This window comes from Sinobaca sp. H24, from assembly GCF_023845525.1.
On the sequence record NZ_JALBWT010000003.1, the window covers coordinates 189,563 to 214,835 of the forward strand.

At 44.3% G+C, this 25,273-nt stretch carries 22 protein-coding genes and 3 pseudogenes; 12 read left to right on the top strand and 13 right to left on the bottom strand.

Annotated features, from left to right (window positions below; translation table 11 throughout):
- Window positions 1-16: 16 nt before the first annotated feature.
- Both MMY81_RS06660 and MMY81_RS06665 read right to left on the bottom strand, forming a co-directional pair.
- Window positions 17-1,506: pseudogene (locus tag MMY81_RS06660) on the bottom strand (M81 family metallopeptidase).
- A 14-nt stretch (window positions 1,507-1,520) separates the two neighbouring features.
- On the bottom strand, window positions 1,521-2,780 hold the full coding sequence (locus tag MMY81_RS06665) for a winged helix-turn-helix domain-containing protein (RefSeq protein WP_252312154.1): 1,260 nt from the start codon (window positions 2,778-2,780) through the stop codon (window positions 1,521-1,523).
- Between the two features lie 229 nt (window positions 2,781-3,009).
- On the opposite strand from MMY81_RS06665, the pseudogene htpG reads away from it, so the two are divergent.
- The 7 genes and pseudogenes from htpG (at window position 3,010) to MMY81_RS06700 (ending at window position 8,508) form a co-directional block, all read left to right on the top strand.
- Window positions 3,010-4,894 (top strand): annotated as a pseudogene (gene htpG / locus MMY81_RS06670) (molecular chaperone HtpG).
- Between the two features lie 174 nt (window positions 4,895-5,068).
- Window positions 5,069-5,389, top strand: a complete 321-nt coding sequence (locus MMY81_RS06675; protein WP_252312155.1) for a hypothetical protein — start codon at window positions 5,069-5,071, stop codon at window positions 5,387-5,389.
- Complete coding sequence (locus tag MMY81_RS06680) at window positions 5,344-6,012, top strand: P-loop NTPase family protein (RefSeq protein WP_252312156.1); 669 nt, start codon at window positions 5,344-5,346, stop codon at window positions 6,010-6,012. Before MMY81_RS06675 ends, MMY81_RS06680 begins: the two co-directional genes overlap by 46 nt.
- Complete coding sequence (locus MMY81_RS06685; RefSeq protein WP_252312157.1) at window positions 5,982-6,212, top strand: hypothetical protein; 231 nt, start codon at window positions 5,982-5,984, stop codon at window positions 6,210-6,212. The genes MMY81_RS06680 and MMY81_RS06685 overlap by 31 nt, the downstream gene beginning before the upstream one ends.
- 18 nt (window positions 6,213-6,230) lie before the next feature.
- Window positions 6,231-7,094, top strand: a complete 864-nt coding sequence (locus tag MMY81_RS06690) for a GTPase (RefSeq protein ID WP_252312158.1) — start codon at window positions 6,231-6,233, stop codon at window positions 7,092-7,094.
- Window positions 7,091-7,360: a hypothetical protein gene (locus MMY81_RS06695; protein ID WP_252312159.1), complete on the top strand. Its 270-nt coding sequence runs from the start codon at window positions 7,091-7,093 to the stop codon at window positions 7,358-7,360. Before MMY81_RS06690 ends, MMY81_RS06695 begins: the two co-directional genes overlap by 4 nt.
- Before the next feature lie 164 nt (window positions 7,361-7,524).
- Entirely contained in the window at window positions 7,525-8,508 is a 984-nt protein-coding gene (locus MMY81_RS06700) for a LacI family DNA-binding transcriptional regulator (protein ID WP_252312160.1), read from the top strand.
- A 39-nt stretch (window positions 8,509-8,547) separates the two neighbouring features.
- Here MMY81_RS06700 and MMY81_RS06705 read toward each other — a convergent pair whose 3' ends face one another.
- The 5 genes from MMY81_RS06705 to MMY81_RS06725 form a co-directional block, all read right to left on the bottom strand.
- On the bottom strand, window positions 8,548-10,017 hold the full coding sequence (locus MMY81_RS06705) for a glycoside hydrolase family 32 protein (protein WP_252312161.1): 1,470 nt from the start codon (window positions 10,015-10,017) through the stop codon (window positions 8,548-8,550).
- Between the two features lie 57 nt (window positions 10,018-10,074).
- The gene (locus MMY81_RS06710) at window positions 10,075-10,914 is read right to left on the bottom strand and encodes a carbohydrate ABC transporter permease (protein ID WP_252312162.1); all 840 of its coding nucleotides are present in this window, start codon (window positions 10,912-10,914) and stop codon (window positions 10,075-10,077) included.
- Window positions 10,915-11,835 (bottom strand): carbohydrate ABC transporter permease, encoded by a 921-nt coding sequence (locus MMY81_RS06715; RefSeq protein WP_252312163.1) that lies wholly within the window; start codon window positions 11,833-11,835, stop codon window positions 10,915-10,917.
- 1 nt (window position 11,836) lies between these two features.
- A complete protein-coding gene (locus MMY81_RS06720; RefSeq protein ID WP_274622831.1) occupies window positions 11,837-13,129 on the bottom strand; it encodes an ABC transporter substrate-binding protein in 1,293 nt (430 codons plus the stop codon).
- A 116-nt stretch (window positions 13,130-13,245) separates the two neighbouring features.
- A complete protein-coding gene (locus MMY81_RS06725) occupies window positions 13,246-14,016 on the bottom strand; it encodes a CpsB/CapC family capsule biosynthesis tyrosine phosphatase (RefSeq protein WP_252312165.1) in 771 nt (256 codons plus the stop codon).
- Between the two features lie 218 nt (window positions 14,017-14,234).
- Here MMY81_RS06725 and MMY81_RS06730 point away from each other — a divergent pair, with 218 nt between their 5' ends.
- Window positions 14,235-15,161, top strand: a complete 927-nt coding sequence (locus MMY81_RS06730; RefSeq protein ID WP_252312166.1) for an NAD(P)-dependent oxidoreductase — start codon at window positions 14,235-14,237, stop codon at window positions 15,159-15,161.
- 65 nt (window positions 15,162-15,226) lie between these two features.
- Here the strand turns inward: MMY81_RS06730 and MMY81_RS06735 are convergent, their stop codons facing one another.
- Window positions 15,227-15,742, bottom strand: coding sequence for a nucleotidyltransferase family protein (locus tag MMY81_RS06735; protein WP_252312167.1), 516 nt, complete (start codon window positions 15,740-15,742; stop codon window positions 15,227-15,229).
- Between the two features lie 163 nt (window positions 15,743-15,905).
- On the opposite strand from MMY81_RS06735, the gene MMY81_RS06740 reads away from it, so the two are divergent.
- The 4 genes from MMY81_RS06740 (at window position 15,906) to MMY81_RS06755 (ending at window position 20,288) form a co-directional block, all read left to right on the top strand.
- On the top strand, window positions 15,906-16,232 hold the full coding sequence (locus MMY81_RS06740; RefSeq protein ID WP_252312168.1) for a Na-translocating system protein MpsC family protein: 327 nt from the start codon (window positions 15,906-15,908) through the stop codon (window positions 16,230-16,232).
- Window positions 16,233-16,427: 195 nt separating this feature from the next.
- Window positions 16,428-17,756, top strand: coding sequence for a nucleobase:cation symporter-2 family protein (locus tag MMY81_RS06745; protein ID WP_252312169.1), 1,329 nt, complete (start codon window positions 16,428-16,430; stop codon window positions 17,754-17,756).
- Between the two features lie 25 nt (window positions 17,757-17,781).
- On the top strand, window positions 17,782-18,771 hold the full coding sequence (pucL, locus tag MMY81_RS06750; RefSeq protein ID WP_252312170.1) for a factor-independent urate hydroxylase: 990 nt from the start codon (window positions 17,782-17,784) through the stop codon (window positions 18,769-18,771).
- Window positions 18,772-18,902: 131 nt separating this feature from the next.
- Entirely contained in the window at window positions 18,903-20,288 is a 1,386-nt protein-coding gene (locus tag MMY81_RS06755) for an NAD-dependent succinate-semialdehyde dehydrogenase (RefSeq protein ID WP_252312171.1), read from the top strand.
- Window positions 20,289-20,376: 88 nt separating this feature from the next.
- Here the strand turns inward: MMY81_RS06755 and MMY81_RS06760 are convergent, their stop codons facing one another.
- The 5 genes and pseudogenes from MMY81_RS06760 to MMY81_RS06780 form a co-directional block, all read right to left on the bottom strand.
- Entirely contained in the window at window positions 20,377-21,006 is a 630-nt protein-coding gene (locus MMY81_RS06760; protein ID WP_252312172.1) for a type 1 glutamine amidotransferase family protein, read from the bottom strand.
- A 134-nt stretch (window positions 21,007-21,140) separates the two neighbouring features.
- On the bottom strand, window positions 21,141-22,109 hold the full coding sequence (locus tag MMY81_RS06765) for a M20/M25/M40 family metallo-hydrolase (RefSeq protein ID WP_252312173.1): 969 nt from the start codon (window positions 22,107-22,109) through the stop codon (window positions 21,141-21,143).
- 123 nt (window positions 22,110-22,232) lie between these two features.
- Window positions 22,233-22,982, bottom strand: a complete 750-nt coding sequence (locus tag MMY81_RS06770) for a LiaF domain-containing protein (RefSeq protein WP_252312174.1) — start codon at window positions 22,980-22,982, stop codon at window positions 22,233-22,235.
- A 226-nt stretch (window positions 22,983-23,208) separates the two neighbouring features.
- Window positions 23,209-24,219 (bottom strand): ureidoglycolate dehydrogenase, encoded by a 1,011-nt coding sequence (gene allD, locus MMY81_RS06775; RefSeq protein WP_252312175.1) that lies wholly within the window; start codon window positions 24,217-24,219, stop codon window positions 23,209-23,211.
- A 33-nt stretch (window positions 24,220-24,252) separates the two neighbouring features.
- Window positions 24,253-25,270, bottom strand: a pseudogene (locus MMY81_RS06780) (zinc-binding alcohol dehydrogenase family protein).
- Between the last annotated feature and the right edge of the window lie 3 nt (window positions 25,271-25,273).

Genomic DNA, 25,273 nt, shown 5'->3' on the forward strand with positions numbered 1-25,273 from the left:
TCCTCCATTTCTTTGCTTACAAATTAGTTGGAAAGGCGCTGTACGCTGCTGTTTCTTCAAAAGGATACATAGAGGGACGAATATGCTGATAAGAAAACGAAAATAAATTGTTTGTACTAAGTCCCGGGGAATCTACGGTAATCATAGAGGCAGCCAAAGTACTGTAATAATCCCTAAAATGATGGCTCGATTTCAGGCCTGCTGTTCTGCAGGCAGTAACATCAATTCCATGCAGTAAGAAGACCTGATCATCAAACACCTGAGCCCGCCGGGAACATACAATAACGTCTACATTTCCTATCTGCAGTCTAGCGGTTTTTCCAATGTTTCTTTTCATTCCTTTCCACATTGCAGAAGATTGAATGAATTTGCCATCGGTTAACGATTTTACATAGCCTTTAATTTGAAGAGGACGACCGTGTTTTTATCTATTTTTGCTCCGATAGAGCACTCGATATATTCACCTGCCCCCGCTTCATGAGCCAGCTGCACTACTTCAGGATCATTTATAACGCCAAAGCAGCTGTTCTTTATGTTTTTCTCAAGCATTTCTTTTAATAAAAAAGTGCCGTCACCCGGTGTGCCTGCACCGGGGTTATCTGACGTTTCGTTGATAATAACAGGCGATACCCTGCTGGAGAAGGCGGCTTCCACCCCCTCTTTTGGAGAGTAAAAAGATAGAAAGAATTGTTCTCTAGCCTCCCAAATGGCTGAAGCAGCCGTTATGGCTGTTTCCTCTGCTAAAATATTATCCGCATCAGTAATACAAATAACAGAAACACCGGCACTTTTCACGTCGGCATAAGGAAAGCCATGAATGAAGGAACAGTCCAGTACCCCTGCCAGCTTTTCCAGTCTTCTGCATGTTAGAACAAGTGTTTTGGCAGGCTCGTGCATGGTAGTAAATGTGGGAATAAGCAAAGGTAGTTTTTCAATATGCATGACCGGCTTAATCTTTTTTTCTACCATTTGTGAGGTAAGCTGCAGTGCTTTTTTTCCAGTCGCAAATGTATCAATATGCGGATATTCTTTTATCGATAATAAAATATCTGCGTGTGCAGCCATTTCTTCTGTAACGTTGGCATGTAAATCCAACGTCACAACAATAGGTTTAGACCCGCCTATTTCTTTTCTGAGCGTTTGTAATAGATCTCCTTCCAGATCATCAATACCTTCTACTACTCCGGCCCCGTGAAGAGCCAGACAATACGCGTCTACATCGGAATACTGGAGGCACTCCTGCAAAAACACTTTTTTGATATTCGCGTATGTATCTTTTTCAATCAGACCGGATGGAGAAGCCAGAGCAGATAAGGCAGGCAGAATTTCTATGTTTTCTTCTGATGCGCTCTCTATCATCCCTCCAAGATAGTCCTGAACTCCTGTGTGATTGACCAGCAGAGTTTCTTTTATTTCCCACTCCCCTGCTTCGAAAAAAGACAGGTCTGTCGTTTCTTCCAGAAAAGTGTTTGTTTCATGTGATAACTGTCCAATAACTATCCTCATTTTCTCTGCCTCCTTTATGAATAGGTATCAAATTGTTTACTTAAACTATATACACGCCGGTGTTTTCCTTTCGTGTTATGTGATTCTTTTCCAGTAACATCTACCAGGTCTGCTTTTTCGAGCTGTCTTAAAATCCGTTGGGCACTTTTCACAGTAATACCTATCCCTTCTGCCAATTGATTAGCGGTAAACTTCCCTTCATATGTCTTAGACAACTCATACACTTTATTAAGTGTGAGTATGCTGATGCCCACTTTATCAGCCAGTTCCCGGAAATCTGCCTGTATTGGTTTCCTTTTTATCTGCTTCACATAAGAGAACTCTTTTATAAATGGTGTCCCTGCCGTTTCTCTGGCTTCGAGTACAGCTTCTTGAAGCGTAAGTGAAAATCCAACACCAATATGAATAGGAATAGGAATAAGAGCTTCTATTTTTGTTTTTAGTGCATCTATTTCACGAATAAATTCCTTTTTTTTCGTATGTGAAAGGGTAGTAATTAATATAATTTCCTCCGGAGATCGCTGGACGTGGCAGCCCTTTACTTTATCTGCAGAGGCAGACATTAACTTTTCCAGTTCAAGTTCATATTCCTTTACTGCTATGGCATGTTGATTAACGGCCCATTCGCTGTAGCCTTTTAAAGAAATACTGCAGGCTGCTGCTTGAAAAGTAGCCATCGGTTCCCTTTCACAGGACGATTCTATTTTTTCAAGAGTTTCCCGTATAACTGATTTGGGAGGCTTGATTCTTTTTACCGGCACATTCATCTGAGTTAACGCTTCGTAGCATTCTGCAAGACTCGTCAGTACGTACTCCGTTTCTCCCTGTTCAAACAACTCTTTATGAAACGATATGATACTGCTGACGCTCATGGAGCTTTCAAACTCGAGAAGATGAGCCGGGGCTTCTTCCATACCAATCTCCATAAGGGTTTCTAATATTGGTTTCTTATTCATCGTGTCCATACTGATGTTGTTGATATTTACATTTTTTAAGGAATAAAGTGCTTTAAATAAACCAGCTCCTGTAAAAGGCAGAAAGAAAGCCGGCTTGTCTGTTAAACTCATTCGTTCTTTTATTTTATGAAAAGGAACCAGTCCTCCAAAAAGGACGGCAGCTGCACTCTTATCCACTGATTGAACCACCTCAGGAATTTCCGCTTCCTTTTTATATGTATACGGAAGCAGTTCCAACAGTGGAAACGTCTCCGTCACTTCCATACAGTCAGCAATAATATCATTTGGAGCTATCACTGCTACTTTATATCGCTTCATGCCATCACTTCTTTCATAAAAAGATCTTTATAGTTCCTTTATGTTCCCTATTGTAACCTTTATAAAATTAATTTCAATAAAAATATCAGAAAAATCAATAAATTTTTGGCTGGCTAATTTTTAAAAAGGCATGTTGACACGTTATCCATGACATGTACAATGTAAGAGGAGACTTTTTAGCACTCGAACACAATGAGTGCCAAATACACATACGAGGTGACGATAAACTATGACTACAAAGCCATTTCAGGCCGAATCGAAACGTTTATTGGAAATGATGATTAATTCGATTTATTCGCAGAAAGAGATCTTCATCCGCGAATTGATTTCCAACGCTAGTGACGCCATTGATAAAATGTACTACCGTGCGCTTACGGATGATACGCTCACGTTTAATAAAGATGATTATTACATTAAGCTCCGTACCGATCAGGAAAAGCGCGAGCTCGTTATTACGGACACAGGTATCGGCATGACAGAAGAAGAGCTGGAAGCCAATCTCGGCATTATTGCAAAGAGTGGTTCTCTTGCCTTTAAAAAAGAGAATGAAATCAAAGACGGCCATGACATTATCGGCCAGTTCGGCGTTGGCTTTTACTCTGCTTTTATGGCCGCTGACTATGTCACGGTCTATACAAAGTCCGCTGACAGCAGCCAGGCTTACAAATGGGAGTCAAACGGCGCGGACGGCTATACGATTGAACCTGCTGAAAAAGAAACCGTCGGCACTGAAGTAATCATTAAACTGCGCGAAAACACAGAAGATGAGAATTACGACGAGTATCTCGATGAGCATAAGCTCAAATCCATCGTTAAGAAGTATTCCGACTATATCCGCTATCCTATTAAAATGGACGTATCTGTCCACCAGCCAAAAGCAGATAACGAAGAAAAACAGAAGAAGTACAGGAAGAACAGATTGTAAACAGCATGATTCCGATCTGGAGAAAAAACAAAAATGAATTAACCGACGCAGACTATGAAGCATTTTATCAGGAAAAGCACTACGGCTTCGACAAACCGTTAACGCATATTCACTTAAGTGTAGATGGCGCCGTTCGTTACCAGGCGATTCTTTTCCTACCGGAAAACACACCGTTTGATTACTATACGAAAGACTACGAAAAAGGGCTTGAGCTTTACTCCAACGGCGTACTGATTATGGAAAAATGCGGAGACCTGCTCCCGGATTACTTTGGGTTCGTAAAAGGAATTGTCGATTCAGAGGATCTTTCCTTAAACATTTCCAGAGAAATGCTCCAGCACGACAGACAGCTGAAGCTGATTGCCAAAAACATTAAAAAACAAAATCAAAAACCCAGCTGAAAACGCTGCTGAAAGAAGACCGCGAGAAATACGAAACGTTCTTCCAGTCATTCGGACGCCAGCTTAAATTTGGTATTCAAATGGACTTTGGCGCCAACAAAGATGATTTAAAAGATCTCCTTCTTTTCCACTCTTCCAAAGAGAAAAAGCTCGTTACGCTTGCGGAATATGTAGAAAGAATGCCGGAAGACCAGAAGTATATCTACTATGCGACAGGCGAGTCCTACAACCGTATTGAAAAACTGCCGCAGACGGAAATGGTTCTCGACAAAGGCTACGAAATTCTTTACTTTACGGAGGACATTGATGAATTTGCCATTAAGACGCTCATGAGCTATGAAGATAAAGAATTCAAATCTGTAGCTGCCGGTGATCTTGGCATTGAATCCGAGGAAGAAAAAGAAAAGGAAGAATCCGAAGAAAAAGAGAACGAAGAACTGTTCACAGAAATTAAAAACCTCCTTTCCGGTAAGGTAAAAGATGTGCGGGCTTCCAAGCGTTTGAAAACCCACCCGGTCTGCCTGTCAGCCGATGGGGAAGTATCTATTGAGATGGAGAAAATCCTTCAGCAGATGCCGGATCAAAATCAGCACGTCCAGGCCGATAAAGTGCTCGAAATTAACATTAACCATGATGTATACCAGTCTCTGAAAGATGCCTACACGCAGGATAAAGAGAAACTGGCGCTTTATACGAACCTTTTATACAACCAGGCGCTTCTTATTGAAGGACTTTCTGTAGAAGACCCGGTGGCCTTCACCAACGACATGTGCAAAGTAATGATATAATATCAGGCAGAGAGCTGTTCCCGGCGTTATAGCCGCTAAAGGAACAGCTCTTTTTTATAGAAAGGTTTAAGCCGCCCCGCTTTAGGGAAAATTTGATGCAATATGTCTCTTTATGATCCGGCCTGACTGCAGGCGCGAAAATAAAACGACAACACTAGACTTCGGGAGGTTCTTATGGCTAAAGATAAAGTCGAAAGACGCTGGAACAAGGAATTGGATCACTACTTAAAATCGGTGGAAACCAACAGCTCTGTAGCTGTTGATGTAATTGCACAGAAGCTGGAAGCTGATTTAAACAGCCCGCTGAAAATCGGCTTTTTCGGCTCACCCGGCTGCGGCAAGTCCGCGCTGATGGACACGCTCATCGGTGAACAAAAAACCGATACCGGCGTGACGCCCGGTACAAACGTCACTACCCACACCTGGGGCGAAAATGACTCTATTATGTTTTGGATCTTCCCGGCTACGGCGGTCTGGATGAAGAACATACAGTAAGCGAATACTGGGAGAACTTCGAAATTGACTCCTTTGATGCCCTTCTCTGCTGCTTTGAAACAAAGCTCAACCAGGATGACGAGAACTTTTTTAAAGAAGCCATCGCGGAAGGCATTCAGGTTATCTTTGTCCGCACCAAAACAGATACCCTGCATGATGAGGAAAAAAGCAAGCGCGAATTAAAGCGCGATATCCGCCAGCATCTTATTTATGACGTATTCGGTGATGATAATGTTCTGGTCTTCACAAGTGCCCGCACAAAGCTTGGCATCGATAAACTGAACTTTGCCATCATAGACCATCTGGATACCGATAAAAAAGCAAAATACTACCGCAATGCCAAAGCATATTCGGACTTGTTCCTTGAGGAAAAAGCAAAAGCGGCGCACCGGGTCGTTATGTATTATTCCTTTATATCTGCCGGAAGCGGCGCAGTACCCGTTCCCTTTCTTGGGGCAGCCATTGATATTCCTGCGGTTATGCGGATGACAAATCAGATCGGCCGCCAGTTCGGGATTACCGAACGCCGCCTGCGCCAGCTCACTTCCGAACAGGAAGACAAACTGAGAATATATGAACAGCTGATCCGTTTATGGCTAAAGGCTCCAACCAGAAAATCATGACAAACTGGCTTTCCAACAATGCTGCAAAAGAAGCAACCAAAAACTTCTCCAAGCTCGTGCCTATTGTCGGCGGTGCCGGACTTGGATTTGGCTTAACGTACTATACAGGCCGGGAAGCTATTGAAGGCTGCCGGGAGATCGCTTCTGAAATACTCGAAGCAGAAATTCACAAAAAAGATCGTAAACCATCGCTGCAATAGAGAACAAGGGGGTTTTGGATGGTGGGTGTGAAACGAAAGAATCAATGGGATAAGGAATTGGAGCAGCTGTTTCAGGAGCTGCAGGTAGAAGAGGATACACCGGTCGAGGTTATTGCTGAACGTGTCGAATCCGAGCTCAGCACATCGTTGAAAATCGGCTTTTTCGGTTCGCCCGGCTGCGGCAAGTCCGCACTCATGAACGCAATGATCGGCGAACGTAAAACGGATACGAAAATCACGCCGGGCACGAACGTTACGACTCATATCTGGGGCGAAGACGACACGATGCTGTTTGTTGACCTTCCCGGATACGGCGGCCTTATAGAAGAACATACGGTGGATGACTACTGGGTCAACTACGACATTGAATCATTTGATGTACTGCTCTGCTGCTTTGAAACAAAGCTGAACCGCGATGATGAAGCTTTTTTTAAAGAAGCGAAAGAGCACGGCATCCAGATTATTTTTGTGCGCACAAAAAGCGACAACTTATATGATCCGAACAAAAGCCGGCGCGAGCTGAAACGTGAAATCCGCCGTCACTTGATTTATGACGTATTCGGCCGCGACAGCAAATTGGTTTTTACGAGCTCCAAAACCAAGCTTGGTATTGGTAAGCTCCATGACGCTGTTACAGAACGACTCGACGCCAAAAAGCAGGATATTTTTTACCGGAATGCGAAAGCATACTCCGAATCGTTCTTAAAACGAAAATCCAAAGCCGCCCACCGGGTTGTTTTTAAATATTCATTTCTTGCCGCCGGCAAAGGGGCCGAGTACGAAGATGTGCTCGATACCGCAGTAGATGTGGATGTCACAGTCAACAGAAATGAAACGTGTCGGATCAGTTCGGGCTCACAGAAGAAAGGCTGCAGAAAATGATGCAGGAAGACCAGGAAGAAGTGGAAGACTTCGACCAGATTGCCGCTCTTTCTTCTGAAGATGACATCAGCGAGCAGATGGTGCTGGAGTACATGGCTAAATTTAAAGGCCAGCAGCGTGTCGCCAATATTACAAAGGTTGTTCCCGTAGTCGGCGGTATGACAGCCGGCTTTGGCCTCTCTTATTACACGGGCCGGGAATTTATCCGCAGCTGCGAAGAAATTGCTGAACTGATTCTTGAAGCGGAGATCCAGGAGAAAAAATAAATGCATGCATAATTTATACAGGCGGACGTTTCCGCAGGCCGGGCCTCACAAAAAGACAAAGAGCGTCTCTTTATCTTTACCGATGGTTGGTCTGCTGGATTCGCAGCCTGATATTTTTGATTGATGAAAAAACTACGTGACCAAAGCGTTCAGGGGGGCTTTCGATGAAACCTAAAATAGAGGATGTAGCCAAGGCTGCCGGTGTTTCTCCAACAACTGTTTCCCGTGTATTAAATAACAGGGGCTATATCAGCGAAAATACGAAAAATAAAGTCTATCAGGCGATGACAGATATTAATTACATACCCAATGATCTGGCGCGTTCTCTCTATAATAAAAAAACTAACATTATCGGCCTAATTGTCCCTACAACGAAAAATCCTTTTTTTGGGGAAATAGCTGCAGAAATTGAAAATGCCTGTTCCAATAGAGGATATAAAATGCTTGTATGCAACAGTTTAAATAATATAGAAAAAGAAAGAAAATACTGGGAAATGCTGCGCCGCAATCAGGTGGATGGTGTGATTGTAGGAACTTATAACCGGGGCATCCTTGATTATGACCAGCATCAGCTTCCAACTGTAGCGATCGACCACTATTTATCTAAAAATATTCCAGTAGTTGGTTCAGATAATTACCAGGGCGGGAGAATGGCCACGGAGAAACTTCTGGAGAGCGGCTGCCGATATATTATACATATTAACGGACCAGGTGAATTGGAAACTCCTGCAAACTATAGAAGAAAAGCATATGAAGATACGATGAACGAACGTGGCCAGGAGCCTATTACTTATGAAATCTCCGGCGTGTTTGACCAGGTAGAGCAGGATCGTATCATCCGTCAGATATTTGATGAGCATCCTCATGCAGACGGGATATTCGCAAGCGACGATATGCTGGCACTTAACGTACTCCGTGAGGCCCACAAAAGACATATACCTATCCCTGAAAAACTGAAAATCATCGGATATGACGGGACAGAAACAATACGTACTACTGCCCCTCACCTTTCCACCATCTGCCAGCCTATTTCTACCATTGCAGAATCTGCTGTTGCTATACTTCAAAAACAGATTACAGATATGCTGCCTTTGGAAAAAAGTGAAACACGTCATCTCGTCTCTTTCCATAAGGGATCCACAGTATAATAAAACCCATCAATATTTTTTACTATTGATGGGTTTTCATTATTTTATAACTTTTTTTAAATTCCATGTATCTACGGTTGTCGATATAATATCTGTCTTTGTTGTGAAAAGGGCTGCCTCTATATGCGAAGGATTGGGATAAATCCTATTCGTTATTACGGCATCCCCTTTTTCAGTAAATACTTCAATGGAAGAAGTGTCGATAAAAATTTGAAGCGCCAGGCTGTCTTCTCTTTTCAGGCTTACTTCACATGGCAGGGCCGGAGAGCTTTCTCCCGAGTTCGTTGTATCCACAACCAATTTTTGCTTTTCTATATCATAGTAAACTAAAGTCTGCTCTTTTCTATCGTTTGAAGCCCTTAATATAAATCCAACCCTTCCTTTCCCTTCTTCTTTCTTCCATTTTATTTCCGTTTGTATCTCGAAGCTGTTTGTAAGGTTTTTATTGCTATTAATATTTCGTACGCTGTCTGCTTTAAGCATTTCAATTTGATACCTTTCATGCTCTATCCGCAGTTCTTTCATCTCCGGCACAGGGAGAAAAACAGGATGATTCCCGCTGTCCAGCGTAATTTCCCTCGGAATGGTCATGGCCCCTGCCCATCCTTCTTTTTTGGTAGGGAAATCAGTATCCCATGTGTCCATCCAGGCGATCAGAATCCGTCTGCCTTTCTCGTCCGCAAACGTCTGGGCGGCATAGAAATCAATGCCTTCATCTATCTCTTTACTAGTTTCCGGTATGAATGTACCCGAGGCATAATCCATCTCCCCAACGATAATAATATTTTTCCCATTTTCCATATTCATAGGGGAAACGATCAACGCATGTTTTTCTCCGATCGGAAATAAATCCGGGCATTCCCACATATCTCCCTGCGTTCCATCCCCCTCCAGAACCGTCCCTGTATAGTTCCAATCCTCCAGGTTTTTTGATGAATACAAAGCCGCCGCCCCATTTTCACCTTTGCTCGTGCCAACGACCATATACCACGTATTTTCATACTTCCATACTTTAGGATCCCGAAAATCATCGGATAATTCTGATGAAGGACCAGCTATAATAGGATTATTCTTATTTTTTGTAAAATGAATGCCGTCTGACGACGTGGCGGCTGCCTGCACTTCTTTAGGTTCCCTGCCTTCTACATGACCGGTATAAATCAATACCAGTTCTTCCCCGTTTATTACGGCACTTCCCGAGAAACAGCCAATTTCGGTTTTTCCGGCTTCGTATTCGTAGGTTTCTGAAGGAGCAAGGGCAATCGATTCATGCTGCCACGTTATTAGATCTTTACTGGTCGCATGCCCCCAGTGCATCGGCCCCCAATCTGCGCTGTAGGGGTGATGCTGGTAAAATAAATGATATATGCCTTTATGCTGAATTAAGCCGTTCGGATCATTCAGCCAGCCTGACGGCGCCATGAAATGATAACCGAGCCGGTATACAGTATTTTCTAACTGGTCTGTGTTTTTGTAGTGCCGCCTGCCCTTTTTTAAGCATCTGCTCATGATTGTATGATGTTTTCTGCATAGTAAATATCCCCTGACTAATTGATTTAGTTTTGATTATTTCTGACCTGATCCGGAACTGCTTAATCCCTGGAGCAGATATTTCTGCGCAACAATATACACAATAATTAATGGAATCGTTGAAATGGTGAGGATGGCCATCACTTGATTAATGAAAACCGGCTCTGTCGCATTAATACTCGTTATAGCGACCTGTAGCGGATATTTATCCGAATCGGTTAAAATCATCAAAGGCCAGATATAGTCGTTCCAGCTTCCAATAAATGCAAGCGTACCGACTGTAGCTACTGCCGGCTTGGACATCGGCAGCATAATCCTCCAAAAGATGGTCCAGTGGCCGGCTCCTTCCATTTTTGCCGACTCAATAACAGAATCCGGAACAGCGATAAAGAAATTCCGGAAAAGATAGATGAAGAATGCATTCGCTATCAGGGGAATAATGACGGCCAGCCGGTTATCTACGAGCCCTAAATTATGAATGATAGTAAACTGGGTAATAATAATGGTTTCCACCGGAATAATCAGCATAGCAAGCAGCAGGCTGAACATGATATTTTTTCCTTTAAAGCGGAATTTAGCAAATGCATATCCTGCCATGGCATTTACGACAATGGCTCCGGCCGTAACTAAAAGGGCATAAAAAACGCTGTTAAATAAATAAGTACCAATATCAAATCGGCTGAACAGTTCTGTGTAGGTGGACAGCCATTCCGTAATCTGAAAAGACGGCAGGAGAGCCTGGACGGAGTTCAAATCCTGATAAATACTTTCTTCTGACTTCATGGAAGAAGAAACCATCCACAAAAGTGGAAAAATAAAGAAGAATGCCAGCAGTGTAAGCAGGACGTATTCGACTAATTTTTTCACATTCTTCATTTATAAGTCCTCCTTTGCAAATCTGCGCTGTACGAACGTTACGATGACAATCAATAGTCCAAATACTACTGTCATGGCGCTTGAGTATCCCACTAACCGATCAGTGAAGCCCGTCTGATAGATATAATAGATCGGTGTCATGGTTGAATTTAACGGTCCACCCTGAGTCATGATCATCGGCTGAATAATCAGCTTGAATGCTGCAATCAATGTGGTAAAAACGATCAAGGTCGTTGTCGGCCTAAGTAAAGGAATTGTTACGTGCAGAAAACTTTTCCATTTGCCGGCTCCATCTATCCTGGCTGCTTCATACACATCACCAGGAATATTCTGAAGGCCCGCTAGAAAAATAAGCATCTGGTACCCGGCCCCCTGCCATACAGAAACGAGGATAATAGCGTAAATAGCCTGGTTGGGACTGGTTAAAAATGGCTGAGCGTCAATTCCAACGGCCAGCAGCATTGAGTTTACCAATCCATCTGTCGGGTTCAACAAATAAAGCCAAAGAACGGAAATGACAACGAGTGACATCACAACGGGCGAGAAAAAGGCTACTTTTAAAAAGATGTTTCCTCTTCGCTGCTTGTTAATTAGTAAAGCAAGTCCCAGTGACATCCCTACTTGAAAAATGATAATACCTACTACAAAAATAGTAATGTTCTGCAGACTTCTTAAAAATACCGGATCCCCGAATATCTGCGTGAAGTTTCTTAATCCAACAAACTGACGCTGGTCAGGCGTTAATAAATAATAATCGGTAAACGCATAATAAATTGTTAAAAGCGCCGGCAGAAAGAGAAATAATCCAAGAAGTATAATAGCTGGAAGCAGAAAATAAAAAGGCTGGGCCTGAAACGCAAGAGAACTGGATTTCCAGCCTTCCCAGCGCTTTAAGCGTGTCTGTTTTTTAGTAAGATCCATGTTATTCCCTTCTTTCTAATGAAGTCTGCATCTCTTTTGCTTTTTCATCAAGCAGCTCCTGCAGCCCTGCTTGATCTTCATAATAAGGAAGACCGCTTATTGTCTGCTGAAAAGAACGGGTAATCTGCGGATACTCCGGCAGTACGGGTCTTGCTTTTCCGGAAGCCTCATTTTGTTCAATCAGGGTATTCATCTGCGGCGATACTTCATCTTCTATTTCTTCAATAGCTGAATATCTTGATGGCAGTACACTGTTTGCAAGACTTATATCCACCACTGCTTCCGTAGAAGTTAAGAAGTCAATTAATTCGCCGGCCCCTTCCTCATTTTCTGTTGCTGTAGACATGGCATACTGCCAGCTGCCGGTTGGAGTCACTAATTCACCGGTGTCCGGCGAAACAGGATAGGGCATGATATCGTAATCTATGTCCTGATAGTTAGTGTCCAACTGCTCCATCGTCCAGGAGCCGCTCATCTTCATAGGATACTGACCGGTTTCAAAGCCGTTTTCAGCAGGAGAAATCGTTGTATAATCGTTATTGAGCATATGCTGTAGAAAAGACATCGCCTTCATATTGGCGTCACTATTAAATACAGTTTCTGCCTGCCTTCCATCCTCAGAAGTAATTTCTCCTCCCTGCGACCATAAAAATGGAGAAAAGGCGTACATCAACCACTCACTATTGTCATTAAGTCCCATATCTATAGCAGGAACTTCATAATAGTCGGTCAGCTTTTCGGAGAGCTGGGTAAATTCATCCCATGTCCATGGGTCATCAACTGTGGGCAGAGTCTCAAGATCAACACCTGCCTGCTCGAGCATTTCCTTGTTGTAATAGATGCCCACGCTGGATTCAGAATACCCCACCGCATACATCTCATCTTCATATGTTCCCTGCTCTACGATACTTGGCAGTAAATCATCTGTATTAGAAATGACTCCGTCCAGTGGAGCTATTATTTCTGACTCTGCATAGGCGGCTGTATTTGGACCATCGAGGGTTAATACATCCGGCAGCGTTCCGGTAGAAACCGCAGCATTCACTTTATCTTCGTATCCTCCACCGCCCCCACCGCGTGGAATAAATTCAATATTGGCGGTATACGTCCCCTTAAATTGCTCATTAAATTTTTCCACCGATCCCTGCATAGCCTGTCCTTCAGGACTTTCACTCGATGTTTGTACCCATAGACTAATTTCATTATCGCTGCCATCACTTTCTGCTTCATTTCCGCAGGCAGACAGCAGTAAAGCAGTGGAAATCATTCCTGCTACCAAAACTCTCAATTTCATCACTCCCTATTTGTAAGCGTTTTCTGACCTTAGTATAGTACCCGCTTTATTTTATGTCAACCGGATGACATAAAATAAAAAATAAAATCCTCTCTTTTAACAGAGAGAACTTTATCTTACCCCTTCCCCCATGGGAAAAGCCTTCTGCTTTTCTGCATGGGTACGGGATCATACATGACGGCCGGCTTATCTTCAATAATATGATCGGCATTTTTCTGCAGAAACCCGGTCCAGTCCGTACCGAACTCCAGATCAATGTAATCATATGCCTGTTTTAGGCGGAATGGTTCAAGAGCTGACCGCGGGGACGAAGACAGCACGTGGGAAAGATTAGCCTGCAGAAACTTTATGGCCAGCTGCTGTGTTTCTTTCCCATGAATGCGCAGGATGGATTCAGCTGAAAGAATACTGACGGCTCCGCGATTAACGAAGTAATGCAGAAATCCCGGGTTGTTAATAAACATCGGAGTAAATTCAGGAAAAATCAGAACCGGCCGATAGTTTCCTCTTTGCAGCCGATCTAAAAGGGTCTGTGCAAAAACAGCAGAAGAAAAACCGCTTAAATCGACATACACATACGATGTTTCGTTTACCGTTAAAAGCTCCTGCTCCTTCGCTCCATCTGTAACCCGTTTGCGGGAACGGATACAGTAGGCATGAAGCACTGTAAGATCCAGGTTGTTTTCTTTAAGCTGCGTCTGGAATTCTTTCTGCTCTTCATTCAGCGTCTCGGAAAAATTTTCATTTCCTCGCTTAACGAAGGGAGGAGCGTTCACAAAAGTAGTAATCCCATTTCGAACCGCTCGCTCCGCGATTCCAATGCTTTCCGCCCAGGGCTCCTCCAGCTCTTGTTTTTCCAGAACGATCTTGGAGTATAAATTAATCACTCGCCAGCATCCTCTCATATCGAACCATTTATACTTTATTAAGAACATCATACCATATTTGGAAAAAAAGGAATATCCCCACCTGTTTTTGCCGGCCGGCTGTGGTTAAGGATAGTGTAAAAAGGGAATCTTAGACTAGAGATAATATTTTGGATAGAAAAGAATTCATTCATGCAGAATGGTTCGGCTTCAGGCCCATCAAATAAGGAGGTGTTTGTTTGAATATTCTTGTACTCGGTGATTATGAAAACATTTATTCCTCCTCTCCCGCTGCCCGGATGCTTCACCAGAAAGGCTGGAACCTGGAGGCTGTTACGATTCCGGTCAAACCGGAGCAGATCCCTTCTCTTGCAGAAGGAAAAAAAGCCATTATCCTCGTCAGGGAGCGCACCCACTTGCCGGCATCGGTTATTGATGAGCTTCATGACGTGCAGCTGATCTCCCAAACGGGAAAAGGCGTTGCCCATATTGATATGAAAGCACTGGAAACTAAAGGGATTGATATTAAAACAACCCCCGGAGGTTCCCGAACTTCTGTTGTTGAATTAACTATTGGCATGATGATCGGGGCGGTGAGACAATTTTCTGCCCATCAGGAAGCCTTCAGCCGGAATCAGTGGATTCAGCATACAGGTACAGAACTGCATGGCAAACAGCTCGGCATATTGGGATTTGGGTCCATCGGCCGGGAAACCGCCCGTATAGCCCAGGCTCTCGGTATGAACGTGAAAGTCTGGCGCCCCACCGGCGGGGACGGGTCTGAAAAAGAACTTGGCATTGAGCAGATGACGCTCGAAGACATACTGCGCACGTCCAATGTGATCAGTCTTCATATGCGTCTCACGCCGGAGTGGTCAGGATTTCTAAACGAAGAAAAACTGTCTTTAATGAAACAGGGAGCTGTATTTATTAATACATCGCGTGGAGCTTTTGTAGACGAGCATGCTCTTGCCCGGCTTCTGCGCAGCCGCCATCTCGCGGGCGCGGGCCTGGATGTTTTTCAGGAAGAGCCCGTTCGCGAGCACCCCTTTCACGACTGCGATAACGTTATCCTCACACCGCACATCGGCTATGTAACGTATGAAGTGCTGGAACGATTTGCCGACCAGGCACTGCATAACGCAGCGAATTATTTTGAAAAATAAGGCTGGAAAAACAGGAGTCCGGTATAAGGCTTCTGTTTTTTTATGATTTTAATATGCTTCTTTCGTTATAAGTGATATACCTTAATTTCATACCAGATAGATCTCCAATTCTTCTTTTTTATTCTTTCTTCATAAAAGGCAGCTCGTTCTTTCGTCTGTTCAAAAAACGGAGTTGGTCTCACTTCCATGTTTATCAAGTCCTCTACACCCCACGGAGCTGTTAAAATCAGGTTGCCTTTCCTGTCTATTTTTACACCAACAGCTGTTGCTGTTTCAGGAAACTTTGAAATAGCATCCTCGGAAGAAGTATAGGGTGCAATATTATTTCGAACATGCATTTTTGCTTCATTTTTTACAGACCACGGTACTTCAGGAAGCATCTTTCTAAGTGAACCTTCTAATTCTTTATCAGTCTGCTGTTTGTTATTGTTTTCATCAAAATAAATGACATCTACATCCGGAGTCTTTGTTCTTATTTGATAGCCATGCAGTGTATCCCAGACCTTAGAACGAACAAACCCTGCACAAATCCACCAGTCCGGCAGATTCAACGTTGCTGCTGTTTGAATTATTTCCATCATCTGATCATCCTGTTGAATTAACTTTATGATATCTTCCCGGCTTTTAACCATTTCCTCTCTCCTTTTTCCAAAAAGAATGTCACGTTATCTGACAATTGTACTGTAGTCTTTTTCCGCTCATGATACGATGCTTTCATGAATTGCAGTAAAGCAGGTGATACTCATGCTCAAGATTTCCAAGAAAGAGCTGGCTCTGCGCTATAACGAAATTAATAAAGAGTTTTATCAGCACGGCGTGCAGAGCCAGAAGATCGAGCTTTCCGAAAGTCAGATTACGATTTTTGCTTCCGTCAGCCGGACACCGATGCTCGATACGCTTGCCGACCGGCCCGACCTTGTCCTGTTTATTGATGCTTCTTTGAATCATAAGTATAAACAACGTATCAAGGATATTCTGGCCTCGGAATTTGACCTCGCGGTTAAAGCCATTTACAAAGATTTCGACCAGGACACTAATACCTCCTGCACTGTTATTCTGCTTCATACATAATCTGCCGCTGTCAGGCACTGCGTTATTACGCAGACCCGGCAGCAGGCAGGTAACTTACAGCGCCGTTTCCCTGCCGTATACGGCAGGCAGGAAGCCGCAGCGAAGACTCTGTAAATTCCATTACAGGCTTTCTGCGGCTTTTTTGGTCCCTTTTCCCCGGAATTATCTATCTTATTTATCAGGAGGAATTATGTAATGAGAACGTTCACCCTTGGTATGCAGCATGTGCTCGCGATGTTTGCCGGAGCTATTCTGGTCCCTATTCTATTATCTCAGGCTCTTAATCTTACAAGTGAACAGACCGCCTATTTAATTGCCATTGATCTATTTACCTGCGGTGTAGCAACTATTCTGCAGAGCTGGAAAACCAAGTATACCGGCATAGGACTTCCCGCTGTACTGGGAGCATCGGTTGTTGCAGCAGGACCGATGATTGCGATTGGCGGCGAGTACGGTATGACCGCTATCTATGGGTCGATTCTAGTGTCCGGTCTGATTGTTGTGTTGTTTGCTAAATATTTAAGCCACGTGATTCACTTTTTTCCGCCGGTCGTTACCGGTACCGTCATTACGCTGATTGGCCTTACCCTTCTTCCAGTCGGTATTAACAACATGGCGGGCGGTACCGGCAGTGAAAATTTCGGCAGCCTTAACAATGTCCTGCTCGGTCTTGGCGTTCTTGCTTTAATTCTTGTGCTGCAATCCTTTTTTAAAGGCCCTCTTCGTTCTTTATCTATTTTAATCGGACTGGTGGCAGGTACAATATTTGTCGCGGTGCGCGGGAATATTAATTTCAGCGAAGTGGCCGGCGCCTCCTGGGTGAGCATGCCCCAGCCTTTCTACTTTGGGATGCCGATGTTTGAACTGGGAGCGATTATTCCCATGCTGATTGTTACGCTGATTATTTTGTTTGAATCTACCGGCGTGTTTCTTGCTCTCGGAAAAGTATGCGATGAAAAAGTAGAAGCGGCGGATTTGGAACGCGGCTACCGCGCCGAAGGGTTTGCGTTTCTTGTCGGCGGTCTGTTTAACGGATTTGCCTATAATACATTTGCTCAGAATGTTGGACTTGTACAACTCTCCCGGGTAAAAACCGTTGCCGTTACTTTCACCGCGGGCTTTATTCTAATAGCCCTGGGCCTCACTCCAAAGATCGCCGCTTTGATTAAACTGATTCCGCCTCCTGCTCTTGGTGCAGCTATGGTTGTGCTGTTTGGCATGGTAGCGGTATCCGGTATCCGGATGCTTACCCAGGTGGACCTGGAAAACAATCAGAATGTCCTCGTTATTTCGGTTGCTTTAGGACTCGGTCTTGGCACCACTATTGTACCGGAGCTGTTTGCCCAGATGCCGGAACAGATTTCTTTTCTATTCCACGACGGCATCATTACCGGCAGCCTTGCCGCTATCGGCCTGCATCTGCTGAATGTAACAAAAGAGGTATTTGCCTGCCGATTCAGAGAACAGACCACTTTTAAAAGATCGTTAAAAATGACTCTTAAAGAAAACAATGAACATGCTTAATACATTAAAAAAGGATGGGATACAAATGGAAACGAAAATTAAAAAAACAGAAGCCGTGAAGCACCAGAATGATCAAAATCGTACGATGTATTACGGAAAAGGCGATGTATTTGTCTATCGCACCTATGCTTCTCCGCTTGAAAACATTCAGCCGATTCCTGAATCTTCCTTTACAGGACGCAGCAATATTATCTTTGCGATGGACATTCAAATTGCCTTAAAAGGGGAAGCCTTTTTCAGCTCCTTTTCAGAGGGAGACAACTCGAAAGTCATTGCAACGGATTCGATGAAAAATTTTATTCTCCGCCATGCCGGCAGCTTTGAAGGGGCAACGATGGAAGAATTTCTGGAATATATCAACGGACGTTTTTATGAAACGTACAGCCATATCGACGGCATTGTGGTATCTGCGGTCCAGAAGCTGTTTACAGAAACAGACATTGGAGATGAAACCGGCATCCGCAGCAGTCCGCTCGTGTTTGATGAAAAGGAACGGGAGCTTCCGGTGGCGTCGCTTGAAACAGAGCGTACTGAAGAAAACGAGCATGCGATTGTGTCCCGGCAGAGCGGCGTAAAGGATCTTCATTTAATCAAAGTAAAGGGCAGCTCGTTTCAGGGGTATATTAAAGACGAATATACAACCCTTCCGGAAACAACAGACCGCCCCCTTTTTATTTATCTTGATATTAACTGGATTTATGAAGACAGCCGCGATTACCTGAAGAACTACGTCAGCTCCGAACAGGTGGCTGGCATTGCCCGCACGCTTTTTCACGAGCTGAATTCTCCGAGCATTCAGAGCCTGATTTACTACATCGGCCTGCGCGTGCTTGAGCGTTTTCCACAGCTCGCTGAAGTGTCCTTTGAATCAAACAATCGGACTTGGGAGTTAATTGTAGAGGAAACCAGCTCCGACGAAGGCCGGGTGTTTACCGATCCTCGTCCTCCCTTCGGATTCCAGGGTTTTTCGCTTCGTCGTTCCGATCTAAAGTCCTATAATCAATCCGAAAAGTAAATCATTACCCCACCCGCCTGTTTATAGACCGGCGGGTTTTTTCTGGTACCATAAATATTTTTAATTTGGTTCTTTTTATCCGACCAAATAACGGGATAATGAAAAGTACTAAGATGAAGGAGGAGTTATGTATGTCATCCACTGTTACGATTAAAAACCCGGCCACCGGAGAAGCTGTCCGGGAGGTTCCGCTTCATTCCAAACAAGAGGTCGAGGCTGCTGTAGCACGTCTTCACGAAGCGTTTCCCGCCTGGTCCCGCCAGGCTGCTTCCCACCGTGCCGGTCTTTTGAAAAAATGGCATCAACTTATTCTGGAAAACCAGGACATGCTTGCTTCTCTTATTACACAGGAAAATGGCAAACCGTTAAAAGAAGCGCGCGGCGAAGTCGTATATGCGGCAAACTATATTGAATACTACGCGGAGGAAGCGCGCCGCGTATTCGGCAAAACCCTTCCCGGTGCTGCCAACAAACGTTTATATGTGACAAAGGAAGCAGTCGGCCCAGTCGCTGCGATCACTCCCTGGAATTTCCCGGCGGCTATGATTACGAGAAAAGCGGCTCCGGCGCTTGCAGCAGGCTGCACCTTTGTTATTAAACCGGCTCCAAATACGCCGCTTACGGCAATGGAGCTCGTGCGTCTCGGACATGAAGCCGGTATTCCGGAAGATGTGCTTCAATTTGTAAACGGGGACGGTGCAGAAATCGGCGAAGTGTTTACGAGCAGCCCGCTCATACGCAAAATCACTTTCACCGGCTCCACTCCTGTCGGTAAGCTGTTAATTAAAAACAGCGCAGACACGGTTAAGCATGTATCGATGGAGCTTGGCGGACACGCCCCCCTTATCGTAGCAGAAGACGCGGATATTGACCTTGCTGTCGAGCATACGATGGCTTCTAAATTCCGCAATGCCGGCCAGACGTGCGTCTGCGCCAACCGTATTTTTGTTCAGGAAAACGTGCTGGAGGAATACGCGGCAAAGCTTGCAGCAAAAGCGGAGGCGCTTCAGGTTGGCAACGGCTTAGAAGAAGGAACCGATATCGGGCCGCTTATTAATGCCCAGGGCTTTGAAAAAGTGAAGGGCCAGATTGAAGATGCAAAAGCAAAAGGCGCATCTGTTCTCACCGGTGCCCGCTACGAGGAAGATGCAGAAGCCGGCACCTACTTCGTGCACCCAACGGTACTGACTAACGTAGACCGCTCCATGGATATTATGCATGTGGAAACCTTTGGTCCGGTTGCGCCTATCGTGTCCTTCTCTACGCTTGATGAAGCGATCGATATGGCCAATGATACACCGTTCGGGCTGGCTGCTTACTTTTTCACGGAAAACTATCGTACCGGACATTACCTGCACGAGCGTCTTCATTACGGCATTGTCGGCTGGAACGACGGCGCTCCGTCAGCTGCGGAAGCACCATTTGGCGGCATGAAAGAAAGCGGCCTCGGCCGTGAGGGCGGAAGCGAAGGAATCGCCCCTTATTTAGAGACGAAGTACCTTTCCATGGGATTATAATAGAAAAAGAAGCGTGAATCGGCTCAGTCACCGATTCACGCTTCTTTTTATTTTTAACATAATGCACTACTATCTATACTCAAAACATTCAGCTCGTCGCTTTCATTAACTGATAATAGTATTCCGGCCGATGCGTTTTGTTGAGGTGGTACCACGCATCCAGCGTGTCTGGTGTAAACACGTCCAGTTTCTTCAACACTTCTCTCGCAAATTCCAGCGGGGCTATTCCCGAGGCAGTAATAATGTTCCCATCCGTCACAGCCGGTTCCGTTTCGTACAGTACTTCTCCCTTATAATCCGGGCAGACCATTTGGAGATACTCCAGATCGTTGCTTGTATGCCTTTTTGTATCCAGATATCCCATTCGGGCAAGGCCAACTGTAGCTCCGCAGATAGCTGCGATGACAGCGCCGGACTCCATCGCTTCCCCAATTTTCCTCAGAACAGGCTCGTGAATTTCTTCTCCCCACGTATCTCCGCCGGGCAGAATGAAAAGACTGTCCCTTTCAAACGAACACTCATCAAAAGACAAATCCGGCTGTATGCTCACTCCACCCATCGTAGTGACTTTTTCTTTATCCGCTCCGGCAGTGATTACTTTTAACGGCATTATGTCTTTTTTAAAACATCTTCCCGTGTTCAGCTCAGCCGTTAGATATCCATATTCCCAGTCAGCCATTGTGTCGAGTACATAAAGGTAAACATTTTTTATGCGCATCCCCAGCACTCCCATCTTATTTTTTCCAGTGGTATATCTTTGCTTTAAACATACTCCCTTCTTTTCATTCAGACAATCACTTTTTTCTTACTTTATTAAAAAAAAAGCACCAGCATTTCTGCCGGCGCTTCGGGTTATTTCCACTGCTGATAGTGGGCTTTTGTTTCGGGTTTCATCTCGGTTAATGATTTAGTCAGTACTTCGGAAAAGCCGGAAATATTTGTTTCCATCCGGCCGGGGAATTCGGACTCTATAAAATCAAAATTGTCTTTTTCCGGATCGTGCCAGATGGCTCCATGTTTTTCTGTCTGGGTATAGCCATCCTGTGCCCCAAGCTCCCAGTTCGTGGCTTCGAAATAGCCGATATCGATACCTGCTTCCTGAAAAGGAGCATGGTCGCTCCAAAGACCTGTGGTGCCTTCCGGGTACTCAGGATTGAGACCGGGATTAGTCTGTATATCAATACCGGCATCCTCTGCCAGCTGCTGGGCAAAATTCCGGTACCATCCGCTTTTGCCTCCGCCTCCGTATACATACATCTGATCACCGGCAGCCAGGCTGTCGAGGTTAATCATCGCAAGCGTATTGTTTTTTTCTTTATTGGACATGTTTTCCACAAACTCTTCCGAGCCATTTAATCCGCCTTCCTCGGCTCCAAAGGCAATAAACCGGATCGTATAGGGAACGTCCATGTCTTCAAGATGCTCTGCAGTTTCAAGCATTACGCCGACACCGGAGGCATTATCATCAATGCCTTCTACATCCGCTACCGTATCGTAGTGGGCACCGACAATAATTTCTTTTTTGAACTTCCCCGGTTTCACAGCAGAAAGATTTTCGGATTCAAGCTCTTCTCCGTCTCTCGTAAATGGGAACGCTTCGGTTTTTGTTTCATATCCCATGTCTTCCAGCGCTGTCTCTATGTATGTTTTCGCTTCACGTTCGCTTTCTGTACCTGCCGGACGCTCACCAATATCCTCGGATAGATAACGCATATGTTCCATTGCCTTATCTCCATAGTCTTCCTGAGCGCCTGCCGCCTGCGGCCATATTAGTGCCGTAGATGTGAGAGCTACGGCCAAACCAACCTTTGCTTTTTTCATGAAAAAACCTCCCTCTATCCGTCTCTTTATTGAAGCATATATCCAGAATGTTTAGTATCCGTCCAAGTTCTCTTTTTATCCGGGCAAAAAAATACCCTTCGTCCCGGCAGGACAGAAAGGTATTTACCATCTGGATTTTTTAATAACAATTTCTCCTACGCCGATGTCGGCCTGAAGATAAAGCTTATGCTTCGGATCAACAGGCGTCTTGTGCTCAAAATGGGCGTTGGAGAACATACCGCCTTCCTTCTGCTTGAGCATGTTGACTTCGCCGATTCCTATTTTTGTCTGGACGTCCGCATCCCATGTATCGGGAAGGAAAATTTTAATGCCGCCGACTCCTCCTTTTATGTGCAGGTGAACATCTCGTTCGTCGATTTCCGCTTTGGCGAGATCAATGGTTACCTCCCCAATAAAAAACTGAATCGCTGTCGGCGGCAGCTTATAGGGGATTTTTGTCCACTTTATCTCCCCGATCAGCATATTTTTTTCTCTCATCGGCCTGGAATAGTGGGAATCTGCCGGCTTCTCTTCCTCTTCTGTACGCCCTCCGGGAAGGTCCCGGTCAATATCAACGACCGGATTGCGCCGCGAGTAGATAAGCATTCCTCCTGCAATCGCTGCTGCCGCCACAATGATTGAAAAGACGAGCACGAAAAACATCCCTTCCAGATGCCGGGCTAGATGAATAATTGCGAGCCCGACAAACAGCAGGCTGAGCCAAACTGACCCGCCTTTGTAAAAATAGTATGCCAGTCCAAAAGCAATAACCGGCCAGATAAGAAATCCAAGACTAATGCCGGCCTGAGAAGATAATAAATTGGCACCGACAATAATAACGACCGGAACGATCCAACACATATTATGTCTCATTTTTTAACCGCCTTTACGTTCTGTCTGGATAAACACATTCTTTGTTCTATTATACGCCTCTGCGAAAAAGAAAAGAAGCTTCAATCAGAAGTGTATTTCTTTTTCCTCCGCATGTAAGAGGATTGGGATAAACCAAGTGCGGCTAATGCATGAATGGACAACCGGGCACTGTTATTAAACATATAAAAAGCAAAAATCCTGGCAGCCAGGATTTTTGCTTTTTGCTTTAAGAATCGCTATTTAAATAATTGAATGTTTCTTCAGATAAAGTGATTCCCTCTATTCTATTTCTTTCTTCATTCATCTGTTCCAGCTCTCCTGGTACAAATACTCTCTCTACACCATCTTTGGCAGGGGCATTTCGAAGCTCAAGAATCATCTGATCCATATTTTTCAAAAATTCTTGTTTATCGGTAAAGTAGGAAGGGTCTAATGCGCAAAAGAAATGTCCTAGTTCTCTTTTCTTATCTAAATCTCCATACATTTTGTTAATATGTGGCCCAAATGCGGCTCCAGCTAGAAGTCCCGAAAAGATATCAACCACAACTCCAAGACCATATCCTTTCGGTCCTCCAAAGGGTAACAAAGACACCACGTCCCGGGGATTTGTAACGGCTGAACCATTCTTATCAACACCCCAGTCTCCTGGAATATTTTCATTTTTGTCCACTGCCTTTAAAATTTTACCCAAAGCTGCATTGGAAGTAGCCATATCGAAAATAAATGAATTTTCTTTTAAAGCTGGAGCTCCAACAGCTATTGGATTAGTACCTAAAAAAGATTCCTTACCTCCAAAAGGTACTACTGCTTTATCCGTATGAGTAAGAGCTACTCCAATTAAACCTTTGTTTGCTGCTCTGTTCACAAAATAACTTAAAGCGCCGCAATGACTGCTGTTAAAAGCGGTAACCACTCCTACCCCATTTTCTTCCGCTAAACGAATAGCTTCATCCATGGCCTGTTCAGCTACTACATGACCAAAACCACCATCACCGTCCATTACTCCCGTTACATAGCCTGTTTGTTTAAATGTAATATCAGGGCTGGTATTAAGTCCGCCGCTTTGAAGCCGTTTAATGTAGTGTTCTAATCGAAGAACACCATGAGAAGAAACGTTCCTTAAATCAGCATGTATTAATACATCAGCAATAGTAGCCGCGTGATTCTTTCCAATCCCCTGACTCCTTAGTTTTCTTTGAGTTTTTTCTTTTACTTCCAGCCATGCCACATCAGGCATACGGATACCTCCTGCTATACGTCACTTTGTTTTTTAAGAAAATAATAAAACGGCTTTTCTGACTGATTCCGGATCTTCTTGAAGCAGACGAAAAGCTTCATGTACTTCTGTGAAAGGAAATGTGTGCGACACTAGTGAATCTGCGTCTAACTCATGATTATTCAGCTGTCTTGTAATTTCCGGAAACTTGTTTGCCTGAAGTCGTGAACCTACTAATTCTATTTCTTTTTTCGTGATGGATAATGAGGTGAAGCTGGAAATAGCATCTGTAAAACCTAAATTTACTACCCGCCCGGCTTCCGAAGCCAGACTCACAGCCTGCTCTATTGTTTTCGCTGTTCCTACCGCGTCGATAACTACGTTTGCGAGTTCTTCATTAGTTATTTCTTTCAGACGTTCTTCCAATGATTCCTTTCCTGGATTAATGATATAATCCGCTCCAATTTGTTTAGCATAGTTTAATCGTTCTTGATTAAAATCAGAGATCAACACTATGGCTCCCTTTGCTTTTGCAATTTGGAGACAACTTAATCCGGTCGGGCCTGCCCCAATAATTAATACGGTATCATCTTTTTCTACTTTCCCCCTGCTTGTAGCCTGAGCTCCAATAGTAAGAGGCTCTGCCAGCACTGCCTGAATCGGGTTTATTCCGGCATCTACTTTATGCCAGTTTTTTTGAGGAGCTGTAACAAACTCCCGCATGCCTCCATCTCTATGCACTCCATAAACTTCCAGCTTTTTGCAGATATTAGGTCTTCCTTTTCTGCATGCATAGCAGACCCCGCAGCTTTCAATAGGTTCCAGTACTACCTGATCACCTTTTCGTAAAGCTGTAACGTTCGCTCCAGTCCTTCTACTATTCCTGTCACTTCATGCCCTATCACTCTTGGGTAAACTGTGAATGGATTGCTGCCATGATAAATATGCATATCAGAACCGCAAATACCTGCTGCGTTGACTTTAACTAGAACATCTTCCGCAGACTCAATCACCGGTTTTTCCATATCAACTATTTCCAGTATTCCAGGCTCTTTACACGTATAGCTTTCATTTG

What these genes read in the sequence shown, in the direction of transcription:
- MMY81_RS06665 (WP_252312154.1), bottom strand. Translation starts at nt 2,780, where the DNA reads ATGAAGCGATATAAAGTAGCAGTGATAGCTCCAAATGATATTATTGCT.
- MMY81_RS06675 (WP_252312155.1), top strand. Translation starts at nt 5,069, where the DNA reads ATGGCTAAAGATAAAGTCGAAAGACGCTGGAACAAGGAATTGGATCAC.
- MMY81_RS06685 (WP_252312157.1), top strand. Translation starts at nt 5,982, where the DNA reads ATGGCTAAAGGCTCCAACCAGAAAATCATGACAAACTGGCTTTCCAAC.
- MMY81_RS06690 (WP_252312158.1), top strand. Translation starts at nt 6,231, where the DNA reads ATGGTGGGTGTGAAACGAAAGAATCAATGGGATAAGGAATTGGAGCAG.
- MMY81_RS06695 (WP_252312159.1), top strand. Translation starts at nt 7,091, where the DNA reads ATGATGCAGGAAGACCAGGAAGAAGTGGAAGACTTCGACCAGATTGCC.
- MMY81_RS06700 (WP_252312160.1), top strand. Translation starts at nt 7,525, where the DNA reads ATGAAACCTAAAATAGAGGATGTAGCCAAGGCTGCCGGTGTTTCTCCA.
- MMY81_RS06705 (WP_252312161.1), bottom strand. Translation starts at nt 10,017, where the DNA reads ATGAGCAGATGCTTAAAAAAGGGCAGGCGGCACTACAAAAACACAGAC.
- MMY81_RS06710 (WP_252312162.1), bottom strand. Translation starts at nt 10,914, where the DNA reads ATGAAGAATGTGAAAAAATTAGTCGAATACGTCCTGCTTACACTGCTG.
- MMY81_RS06715 (WP_252312163.1), bottom strand. Translation starts at nt 11,835, where the DNA reads ATGGATCTTACTAAAAAACAGACACGCTTAAAGCGCTGGGAAGGCTGG.
- MMY81_RS06720 (WP_274622831.1), bottom strand. Translation starts at nt 13,129, where the DNA reads ATGAAATTGAGAGTTTTGGTAGCAGGAATGATTTCCACTGCTTTACTG.
- MMY81_RS06735 (WP_252312167.1), bottom strand. Translation starts at nt 15,742, where the DNA reads ATGATGGAAATAATTCAAACAGCAGCAACGTTGAATCTGCCGGACTGG.
- MMY81_RS06740 (WP_252312168.1), top strand. Translation starts at nt 15,906, where the DNA reads ATGCTCAAGATTTCCAAGAAAGAGCTGGCTCTGCGCTATAACGAAATT.
- MMY81_RS06745 (WP_252312169.1), top strand. Translation starts at nt 16,428, where the DNA reads ATGAGAACGTTCACCCTTGGTATGCAGCATGTGCTCGCGATGTTTGCC.
- pucL (WP_252312170.1), top strand. Translation starts at nt 17,782, where the DNA reads ATGGAAACGAAAATTAAAAAAACAGAAGCCGTGAAGCACCAGAATGAT.
- MMY81_RS06755 (WP_252312171.1), top strand. Translation starts at nt 18,903, where the DNA reads ATGTCATCCACTGTTACGATTAAAAACCCGGCCACCGGAGAAGCTGTC.
- MMY81_RS06760 (WP_252312172.1), bottom strand. Translation starts at nt 21,006, where the DNA reads ATGCGCATAAAAAATGTTTACCTTTATGTACTCGACACAATGGCTGAC.
- MMY81_RS06765 (WP_252312173.1), bottom strand. Translation starts at nt 22,109, where the DNA reads ATGAAAAAAGCAAAGGTTGGTTTGGCCGTAGCTCTCACATCTACGGCA.
- MMY81_RS06770 (WP_252312174.1), bottom strand. Translation starts at nt 22,982, where the DNA reads ATGAGACATAATATGTGTTGGATCGTTCCGGTCGTTATTATTGTCGGT.
- allD (WP_252312175.1), bottom strand. Translation starts at nt 24,219, where the DNA reads ATGCCTGATGTGGCATGGCTGGAAGTAAAAGAAAAAACTCAAAGAAAA.